Source organism: uncultured Clostridium sp. (genome assembly GCF_934754915.1).
GTDB lineage: Bacteria > Bacillota > Clostridia > Clostridiales > Clostridiaceae > Clostridium.
Map to the genome: position 1 here is coordinate 1 of NZ_CAKVKB010000114.1, position 10,721 is coordinate 10,721.

The 10,721-nt window shown below is 29.7% G+C and carries 10 protein-coding genes and 1 pseudogene; all 11 read left to right on the forward strand.

Annotated features, from left to right (window positions below; translation table 11 throughout):
• The first annotated feature begins 15 nt into the window (after positions 1-15).
• On the forward strand, positions 16-1,200 hold the full coding sequence (locus tag Q0F58_RS14315; protein WP_294377906.1) for a ComEC/Rec2 family competence protein: 1,185 nt from the start codon (positions 16-18) through the stop codon (positions 1,198-1,200).
• 164 nt (positions 1,201-1,364) lie between these two features.
• Positions 1,365-1,742: a recombinase family protein gene (locus Q0F58_RS14320; protein ID WP_294377932.1), complete on the forward strand. Its 378-nt coding sequence runs from the start codon at positions 1,365-1,367 to the stop codon at positions 1,740-1,742.
• A 719-nt stretch (positions 1,743-2,461) separates the two neighbouring features.
• Positions 2,462-3,367, forward strand: a complete 906-nt coding sequence (locus Q0F58_RS14325; RefSeq protein WP_294377908.1) for a LysR family transcriptional regulator — start codon at positions 2,462-2,464, stop codon at positions 3,365-3,367.
• 231 nt (positions 3,368-3,598) lie between these two features.
• Positions 3,599-4,888, forward strand: coding sequence for an MmgE/PrpD family protein (locus Q0F58_RS14330; RefSeq protein WP_294377911.1), 1,290 nt, complete (start codon positions 3,599-3,601; stop codon positions 4,886-4,888).
• A gap of 17 nt (positions 4,889-4,905) precedes the next feature.
• The gene (locus Q0F58_RS14335) at positions 4,906-6,021 is read left to right on the forward strand and encodes a tyramine oxidase subunit B (RefSeq protein WP_294377914.1); all 1,116 of its coding nucleotides are present in this window, start codon (positions 4,906-4,908) and stop codon (positions 6,019-6,021) included.
• Positions 6,022-6,039: 18 nt separating this feature from the next.
• Positions 6,040-6,876, forward strand: a complete 837-nt coding sequence (locus Q0F58_RS14340) for a nitrilase-related carbon-nitrogen hydrolase (RefSeq protein ID WP_294377917.1) — start codon at positions 6,040-6,042, stop codon at positions 6,874-6,876.
• A gap of 26 nt (positions 6,877-6,902) precedes the next feature.
• Positions 6,903-7,511 (forward strand): AAA family ATPase, encoded by a 609-nt coding sequence (locus Q0F58_RS14345; protein WP_294377920.1) that lies wholly within the window; start codon positions 6,903-6,905, stop codon positions 7,509-7,511.
• 24 nt (positions 7,512-7,535) lie between these two features.
• Positions 7,536-8,324 carry an ABC transporter ATP-binding protein gene (locus tag Q0F58_RS14350; protein ID WP_294377922.1) on the forward strand — a complete coding sequence of 263 codons (789 nt, stop codon included), beginning with the start codon at positions 7,536-7,538 and terminating at the stop codon, positions 8,322-8,324.
• 10 nt (positions 8,325-8,334) lie between these two features.
• Positions 8,335-9,135, forward strand: a complete 801-nt coding sequence (locus Q0F58_RS14355) for an ABC transporter permease (protein WP_294377924.1) — start codon at positions 8,335-8,337, stop codon at positions 9,133-9,135.
• A gap of 43 nt (positions 9,136-9,178) precedes the next feature.
• The gene (locus Q0F58_RS14360) at positions 9,179-10,258 is read left to right on the forward strand and encodes an ABC transporter substrate-binding protein (RefSeq protein ID WP_294377928.1); all 1,080 of its coding nucleotides are present in this window, start codon (positions 9,179-9,181) and stop codon (positions 10,256-10,258) included.
• 220 nt (positions 10,259-10,478) lie between these two features.
• Positions 10,479-10,589, forward strand: a pseudogene (locus tag Q0F58_RS14365) (IS200/IS605 family transposase); the annotation flags it as partial.
• Positions 10,590-10,721 lie beyond the last annotated feature (132 nt).

The window sequence follows — 10,721 nt, forward strand, 5'->3', positions numbered from 1 at the left end:
ATATAGTGAGGTAAAATGATGAATTTAGTTGATGTGGTAAATGTAGGACAAGGAGATTGTTTTATTGTAAGTCCTAAGGAATGCTACTATAATAATTTAAAATTTATAATTGATTTAGGAAATGGAGTAGAAGATATAACAAAAGTTTTAGATAAATATAATTCGAATAAATACCATTTAATATTAACGCATAGCCATAGTGATCATATTGGAGGATTTAAATATTTTATTGGAAGTTATTTTGAAAATATAGATAGAATAACATTGCCATTATATCAAAATGAGATAGTATTAATTGCTAAATTCTTGCTTAATTTAAGAGGTATGGATGAAGCTGATAATATAAAAGAGATAATTACATATTTACAGCAGTTGGTATCTAATCAAAAAGTTTTGAAAAAGGCTAATGATAAATTTAAAAAAATAATTGATTTTGCATATGATGGGAAATTACTATGTAATCATATAATGTTTTTTAACCCAATAAATATTAATGATGCTTCTTATAATTATATTGACAGTAAGGATATGATTAGAATAAGTAATTGCTTTAATGAAAAATATAAAAAGATATTTGAGATTTATATGCAAAATGAAAATTCTGTATATAATGATATTCCTGAAATTGATGAATTGATTATTAAACCGAGTAGAGAAGAAGATGAATTGGAAATGAATATAAATTTTGATAAAAAAGGTTTTGTAAAGGAATTTTTTATACATAATATAAATAACATAGAAAAATTTATAGATAATCCTAATAGATTAAATTTAAAAAGAATAATTGATCAATATGAGTTAAACAGTAATCAAGCAAGTGTTGTTTGTAAGTTTAATTATGAAAAAAGCATATTATTTACAGGTGATGTAGATAAAATTATTTTGAAACAAATAATAAACAATCATTCTAAAGAAATAGAATGTGATTATTTAAAGGTACCGCATCATGGTAGCAAAAATAATTTAAATGCATCAATAGTAAAAAAAATAAACCCTGAAAAGGCTATAATTTCACATAATAATATGAGATTTGGAAGATCTAAAGATTCACATCCTAATAAGGAAGTATTAGATATTTTAAAAAAACAAAATGTAGAATTAATAGCAACTAATGACATTATCAAAGATGGTGGAGTTGTTTTATATAAGAAAAAAGTTAATGAAGGTGATGATTATGTAAGGGTTGTAGAATGTAGGTAGAGTATATTATTTAATTAGAGCACACTTCAAACAAACAATATAAAAAATAGAATAATTGTTTATATAGAGTTTATATAGAGCATTTATAAACATTTATTTGCATGGCTTAAGAAGCTAAATAAACAAATGTAAAAATAAAACTTTCAATTATATATTATATTTATATTTGGGATTTTAGCAGATTAGCAAGAAGTACTAAGGATTTATTGAATATTGTGGAGCAACTTGAAAATAAGAAGATACATTTAATAAGTATAAAAGAAAATTTAGATACAAGTACACCAACAGGAAAATTAATGCTTACAATGATCGGAGCTATTAATGAATTTGAAAGAGCAAATCTTTTAGAAAGACAAAGAGAAGGAATTGCAATAGCAAAAAGAGAAGGGAAATTTAGAGGGAGAAAACCTATAGATTATCCTGAAAATTGGAATGAAGTTTATGCTAGATGGAAAAATAGAGAAATAACAGCTAAAGAAGCTATGTATATATTAAAGCTAAAAAGAAATACATTTTATAAGTTGGTAAATAATTTCACATAAAAAGTGGATATGTTACTATTAAATTCGTTCCCATTTATATTCCCAGGTTGTAATATAAAAAGTAGCTCTTAAATGCAGGAATATCAGCGCTTAAACATATAATCCCACTATTCCCACTAAAAATATGCATATATATTATATGAATATTAGTTTATAGTCGGAAAATTAAAACTATAATTTTTGAAGTTATTATGTTAGAAAAATATTAAAAATGATTTTTAATATTTGAAATTAACAGCATATAAAATTTACTATATACGAAATAATATTTGCTTTATAAAAAGTAAACATAAAGATTCATTCAGTTATACGTCTAGTTATATGTATAGCAGTAGCGATTGGAATAAATTCAAGTATAATGGTGAAGATCATAAAATAAGAAAATAGATGATTAGCTTTACTGATAAAGGTCGTAATATAAAGAAAGCTATATTACGACCTTTATTTAATTAAATAATTCTAATATTAAGAGATAAATATTTAGATTGCGGAAAGCATGGAAAGTAGCTGCAGTTTATTCAAACTAAAAAGGAAAGAAAATTAGTACAAAATAAGTTTTTTAATTCATATAATTTTCATGTGATAAGATCTGATGATATTTTAACTTTATGTAAGTTAAGAAAATATAAAGGAAATAAATTTAAATATTAGACATATTGCAACAAAAAAACAAAAAATATATAATAAAGTAAAAAATATACCAAAAAGGAATAGTTAATATGAATATTAAAGATTTTAAATACTTTTTAGAAATAGCTGAATATGAAAATATTTCTAAAGCATCAATACAACTTCATGTATCACAGCCTCCATTAAGCCGTCAATTAAAAAAGCTTGAGGAGGAACTTGGTGTAGATCTCTTTATTCGTGATAATGGAAGATTGAAATTAACGGATGCAGGATATTTTTTTAAGAAACGCGCACAAGAGATTATTTCTCTTATTGAGGAAACTAAAAACCAAATTGATGAAAAATATAATGGAATTGCTGGAAAAATAAGAATTGGTACGATAGAAACATTTAGTGCTGAAAAATTACCAAAATGGATAGCTTCATTTCATAAATTATATCCAGATATTACTTATCAGATAGTTAATAATAATTCAGATGAAATTATACGCTTAGTCGATAATGGATTACTGGATATAGGAATAATTCGTGAGCCAGTAAATAGCCAATATTATGAAAAAATCAGGTTACAAGAGGATTCATGGATTGCATGTATTCCAAATACAAATGTATTATCACAAAAAAGCAAAAAAATTATAGATCTTTCCGAGCTTAAAGATGAATGGCTTATAGTACCCTCACGTGGTATGCATGAAAAGCAGATTAAAATATGGTTTGAAATGATTGGAACAGAACCGAAAGTAATCTGTTGGTATTCATCTTTAGTAAATGGAGCATCTCTTGTAAAAAATGGTTTGGGAATTATGTTATGCCCTAAGTCTGCACAATTTATATTAGATAATAGCTGCGTAGCAGTGAAAGAAATTATGAATCCAAATTTAACAACTAGTTCAGTGATTATTTGGAAAAATTTTAGTGATCTATCAGTAGCAGCTAGAAAATTCATAGAATTTATTAAGGCAAATGAGGTAAGTAAAGAATTACAAATACGTTAGGTATGATTCTTTTCTAAGTATATCATAAAGGTATAGAAAAAACTTTTAATTAAATTTTAGCAATTTGACATTCGATTATGTTCGAGTTAGACTGAATTCAACAAAAAACATAAATGCAATTTAAATCGCATAATCTAAATAAACATTATGAAAAAATAAATAGAATAATGGCAAAGGAGCCACTCATGTTATAAAAAGAGTAGCTTCTTTTTTGTTGTTGGAGGAAATAACATGAATAATATGAAAAAACAGATTGATAATCAGGTTAAATGGATAACTCAACTTACATACGATGATATACCAGAAGATGTAATTGTAAGAGCAAAATGGATTCTGCTGGATTCAATCGGCTGTATTTTAAATGGTTTAGGTGATAAAAAATTACCACCAGATACAAATGCAAAAATTTTAAAAAGTACAGCTGCTATGGTGTCTACTGAGCTATATGAGGGAAATAGATTTGCTGTAGGTCATCCGGCAAGTCACATTGTTCCTATTTTATTACAAGAAATGGAAAGCAAAGATATATCTTATGGAGAAGCTCTAAAGCTTTTTGTGAGTGCATATGAGATTGCATCACGCTGGGGAAGTTCAATTAGATTTTCAAATGATATTTTAGGTCATGGAACAGTGATGATTTCAGGTGCTGCAACTGTAGAGGGAATGTTATTTGAACTTTCAGAACAGGATTTTACGAATTATTTGATGACATGTGAATCGCTTCCAGAAGTTTCAACATGGCAGTCTGTTTTTGATGGAAGTGCTTTACATGACTATTATCCAGGTATTGCAGCTGTTAATGCAAAAAATGCTTTATATATGACTACAGAAAATGTACAAAGCAGCGAGGAGCTCATACGCAGTATATATGACAAAGTGATAGGTGCTAAAGTTGTTGAAGAAAATTTAAGTAAGGATCTTGGAGATCAGTGGTATTTAGCAAAAAATTATTTTAAGGTACATACTGGATGTAGATTTATTCATCCATTTGCAGATGTAATAGAAAATCAGCTTAAGAAGGGACTAAAGAAAGATGAAATAAAAGAAATATATATTTATACATATAAAAAAGCTGCTAGACTAACAAGTCAGATAGTTTCAACTGAATTAGCTGCAAAATTTTCAATTCCAGTTTCAATTGCAACTCTTATTATAAAAGGAAAGCTTTATCCTGAAGATGTTGCAGAGGGAATAAAAAATTCAGAAATAAAAGAACTTTCATCCCATATTTATCTAATGGAAGATGATAAATATAATACGATGCTTCCGGATATTAGAGGGGGGCGTGTAGAAATAACAAAAAAGAATGGTGAAACTATAATTGAGGAAGTTTTTCATGCTAAAGGTGATTTTGACAATCCAGAAAAATTTTCTGAAGAAAAGCTTATAGCTAAATTTTATAAAGTTACAGAAAAAAGTCTTGAAAAATTCAAGCAGGAGAATTTGGTTAAAAATATATTGACAGGAAGTAAATCAGTTCCGGTCAAAGAAATATTTAAAAATTATTATGAAGCTATTTAATATAGGAGGTTTAATTTATGAGTAAGACACAATTTTTGTATTTATCAGAGGAAGATTTATTACAAGTAGGCGTTCTAGATGCTTCAAAGTGTGTTGCTACATGTGAAGAAGTTTTTGGACTCTTATGCGATGGGGATTATCTTATGGGCGGATTGAGTCACAATGATCATGGTTTATCTATAGTCTTCCCAAAAGAGACATCATTCCGCAATATGCCAATTGCTGGTCCAGAAAGAAGATTTATTGCAATGCCTGCATATTTAGGCGGAGATTTTGCAATTTGCGGTGAAAAGTGGTATGGCTCAAATACTAAAAACCCTAAAGAGTGTGGTCTGCCACGATCAGTTTTAATGATAACACTAAATGATAAAGAAACATGTGAGCCCATTTGCTATATGTCTGGGAATCTAATCAGTTCCATGAGAACAGGTTCAATTCCAGGTGTATTTCTGAAATATTTTGGAAGCAGCGATAGTAAAACAGTAGGTGTTATTGGGGTAGGTCCTGTACAAAAAGCAACAATTCTTGCTATATACGCAGTTATGCCTAACATAAAAAAGGTAATTTGTAAATCAGTACATATGGAACATACCAAAGAGTTTGCTAACTGGGTTACTGAAGAAACAGGGATAGATGCAGTAGCAATAGAATCAATGGAAGATTGTATATCACAAGGCGATATTGTAAGCATTGCAGCATCTCCAAAGGAACCTTTATTTATAAAAAATGAATGGATAAAAAAAGGAGCAAGTGTTCTTTTGACATCTCCAATTGAAGCAGATGATGATTTTTGGTTATCAAATCATTTATGTTTTGACAATACAAAAATGCATATGGCCTATTATGATGAAGCCTTACAAGCTGGCGGTATATTAAAGGCTAACAATGGTTGGGGAAAAATGTATAAATTAATGGAAGAAGGCAGGCTTAAGGGGTTGGCTGATCAAATTAGTCTTGGTGATGTTGTCAGAGGAAAAAAAGATAGACGACAAAGTAATGATACAAAAGAAATTTTTGTTACAAGTGGACAAGTTTTATTCGATCTTGCATGGGCATATAACCTATTTAAGATAGCAGAAAAAAAGAAAATTGGAACTAAATTAAAAATATGGGATGAACCATATTGGATGTAAAAGAGAGGGGAAATAACAATGAATAAAAAAATTTTTAAAGTAGCAGCAGTAAACATGGATTGTGTACTAGGTGACACAAAAGCAAATCTTAAAAAGATGTCAGATATTTGTAAAGAGGCATCTTCGAAGGGGGCACTTGCTATATGCTTTCCTGAATTAGCAACAACAGGATATAGTCCAACTATACTTGGAGAAAAATATTATGAAATTTCAGAGCATATTCCAGGACCATCTACAAATTATTTATGTAAGGTGGCAAAATCAACAGGATTATATATTGTTACAGGTATTTCTGAAAAGAGCAGTGTGCCTGGAAGGCTATACAATTCTCAAGTAGCAATATCTCCAGAAGGTGAAATTGTAAGCATATATAGGAAAATACATGTATGGGGACTAGAAAAACTTACATGGCGTGAAAGTATTACATGTGAATACGGTACATTTGATATGCCAATGTGTAAAGCAGGTCACATGATTTGTTATGATACATCATTCCCAGAAACAGCAAGAGTTTTATCTCTTATGGGAAGCAACATCATTTTTGATTCAGCTGCATGGAGAAATTTAGAAGCTGATATATGGGAAATTAATACAAGAGCCAGAGCAGTAGAAAATCATGTTTTCATGGTTTGCTCAAATAGATGTGGTGTAGAGGGAGATTCTACATTGAATGGTGAAAGCAGAATTATTGGTCCAAGAGGAAATGTTCTTGCAGCAGCAGGTCATGATGAGGAAATCATTTATGCAGATATTGATATTGATTCATGTATAAAGGATAATGCCATGATGCTTTCTTACATGAAGGACCGCAGGCCTGAAGCTTATTCATTAATTTCTGATACAAGAAATTTTTAAAATTTGTAAGAAAGAAGAGTGTATATATGTCAAATAAAAATTACATTGTAACAATTCAGCGGCAATTTGGTAGTTTAGGAAGACCTATAGCAAAAAAATTATCTGAAATTTTACAGATTGAATATTATGATAGAGACCTGTTGGAAATCGCAAGTAAAGAGTTAAACAAAACAGCAGAAGAATTAAGTGATTATGATGAAAAATCATATTCAAAAATGAAATATCCATTAGGCCTTGGAACTCCCAAAATTCAGAATTATCTTTTTAGTATTCAGCAGTGTGTAATATCTGAAATAGCTACATATGACAAGTCATGTATTATTGTTGGAAGATGTTCAGATTATATACTAAGACATTTAAAAAATACTATTAATATTTTTATTTATGCTCCATATGAGAAGAGATTAAAGAATTGTGTAGAAGTTCTTGGCATGGATGAGCTGAAAGCAAAAGAAATGATTGCAGAGGTTGATAAGGCCAGAGATAACTATCATAAATATTATACAGGAATGACTGCATCAACAATAACTGGGCGTCAGATTATGATTGATTCAAGTTTTGTTGGACCAGACCAAACTGCAGAAATGCTTGCTGAAATGATAAAGAAAAGAGTAGATATGGGATTTGAAGAATAAATACAGAAATAGGAGTTGCTTATAATGGATAATTCACTAGATATCAATAAGAAAAAATCAATAGAAATTAAGAATTTAAGCAAAAAATATGAGACCATTAATGATGGAGAAAGCCAATATGTATTAAGAAATATAAATATTGATGTAATGGAAAATGAATTTGTATGTGTGCTAGGACCTTCAGGATGTGGAAAATCTACTCTTTTGAATTTGATATCTGGCTATATTAAACCTACAGAAGGTGAAATTGATATATTGGGTGAAAAGGTAACAAAGGCAAATGGTAGAGTTGGTATGGTATTTCAGGAGCATGCACTTATGCCCTGGCTTACTGTAAAAAAGAATATAATAATGGGGCCAAAGCTTAATCATAAAGGGAATAAAGAATGTGAATTAATAGCTGAAAAATACATTAATATGGTTGGCTTAAGCGGAATGGAAGATTATTATCCACGTCAGCTTTCAGGTGGAATGGCACAAAGAGTTGGAATTGCAAGGGCTTTGGCTAATGAACCTAAAATTATTCTAATGGATGAACCACTTGGAGCTTTAGATGCAATGACTAGAGAAAATATGCGAAGAGAGCTTCTAAATATTTTTGAAGAAACTAAAATAACAATATTTTTTATCACTCATTCAGTGCAGGAAGCTGTTTATTTGGCTGATCGAGTCATAGTTCTTAAAAATGCCGCTGTTGACTGTGATGTAAAAATTGACATAGAAAGACCTAGAGATATCAAATCAAAACAGTTTTTGAAATACATTGAATTCTTTGAAAAAAGGTTAGGAGATATACCGTTAACAAGCGATTGAGGTGGCAGATATGAAAAAAAAGAAACGAAATAAAAAAGAATTAATACTTAATATTATTTCACTCATTACTTTCTTTACTATTTGGCAGATTATTACTCAGATGAATCGTAGTCATGAATGGTTCAATAAAAAGTTTTTGCCTGCCCCTACAGATATCATAAAAAAAGCTTTTGAATATATTAGTGATGGAACTTTGGCGTTACACGCATCAGTTTCTATACGACGTATATTAATTGGATTTATTATAGGTGGAGTTTTAGCTATAATTGTAGGAATTATTTTTGCGAACCAAAAAATAATTGAAGCATGGTTCTCACCAATTATAAATTTATTAGGACCTATACCACCATATGCTCTTTTACCAATAATTATTATATGGTTTGGGATAGGAGAAGTATCTAAGGTCGGCTTAATTGCATATTGTACTTTCATGACAATGCTTCCATACATAATAGACGGGTTAAAAAATACCCCACCAGTTTTAATACGAGCAGCTATATCGCTTGGCGCAAGCCAATGGCAGATATTCACAAAAGTCATGCTGCCAAATGCAATACCAAATATTTTTGTTGGAATGAAGGTAACTCTGGCAATGACTTTTGGAGCTTTAATGGTTTCTGAAATGTTAGGAGCATCTAAGGGGTTAGGATATATGATAATAAATGCAAAGCAGTGGTTCAAAATGGATGACATGTTTTTGGCAATTATCATGATTGGATTAATATATATTATTATGTTTGCAATAATTCAATTTGTAGAAAAAATTGTTTTAAAATGGAAGACTGATATCAGTAATGCAATTGAAAAATAATTGTTTATTGTAGATGAAATATATAATAAGGAGTGTAGTTAGTATGAAAATTAAAAAATTATCACAAAAAGTTATTGCAATGGTTATTGCTACCATAACAAGTTTAATGTTTTTGGTAGGATGTGGAGGAACAGATGCCAAAGATGCAGGCAGTACAGAAAATACTGAAAAAGCAGAATCAGGTAAACTAATTCCAGTTACTATTTACGGCATAACTGATCCCCAAGAAGCAGCTCAGTTAATAATAGCCAAAAATAAAGGATATTTTGAAGATGAAGGACTTGATGTAACAAATGTACTAATCGAATCTAGTTCTGATTTACCAGCCTACATTGCAAGCGGAGAAGCGCCTGTGTCTGCAGAATCACAGTATACATGTACAGAAGTTGCAGCGCAAGGAGTAAAATTAAAAACACTTATGACTAACAGCAAAACTTCTAATACTCAAGGATTAATTTTAGCACCGGGACAAACTATTAAAAGTGCGAAGGATTTAGAGGGGAAGACACTTGGTATAATGAATGGAGCAGGATTTATGTTAGCAATTCAAAATATGTGCAAGGAAATGGATGTAGATTTAAGCAAGATTAATATTGTTTATCTTTCTCCATCTGAACAGGTTGCTGCATTACAAAATGGTTCTATTGATATGATGGCTTGTTGGGAACCATATATGAGCCAAGCAATACAAAGCGGAGGTACTTTACTTTTTACAGGTGTTAAATCATATTTTCCAGAAAAAACTGGAGATGTTGATTGGTTGAATTTTTATTCTACATTTCAAGTTACAGAAGACTATTATAATGAAAATCATGATACTTGTATTAAACTAGTTAAGGCTATGACAAAAGCTACAGATTATATAAATGAAAATCTAGATGAATGCTCAGAAATTATTGCAAAGGAATTAAATAACGATAAAGATGCAATACATTCTATAATGGTTCAGAATACTTATGAAAACATATTTGATGATACATTTGCAGCAGCAGTGAACGATATGGCTGAATATATGCATGAAGCTGGTAATATTGATAATGTGCCAAGCTTTGATTCATATTGCGATCCAAGTATATTAAAAGAAGTTAAACCAGAAAATGCATCATATGAAGCTGCAAAATAGTAATAAAATGATAATGTGAAAAAGAATCTGTGAATACTAATTAACAAAGGCTTTCTATGAATTTTTTATCATAGAAAGTCTTTATTGTATTTATGAATACAACAGATTTTACTTGTAGTTTCAGAATGCTTATAGTTGTGAGCAGAATAAATAATAGTAGTAGTTTTCCTCATCAATCCTACAAAGTACAATGAGGTATGTGCGTTAATGACATAGCAAATTGAATTATAAATATCACATAGTTTTTACACCGAAGTATAAAGGGCAAATTATATATGGACAGATAAAAGTTGATATAGGAAGGATACTTAGGATATTATATGAGAGAAAATGATTTAAAACAAATTATTAGTGAAGAAAAGCTTAAAAATGAAGAAACTCATAAGTGGATTGGTTATAATTAATTAGACAGTAATTATTCGGTCATGATATAATATAAAAAATTGTGAAAAAGGAGAAGAAT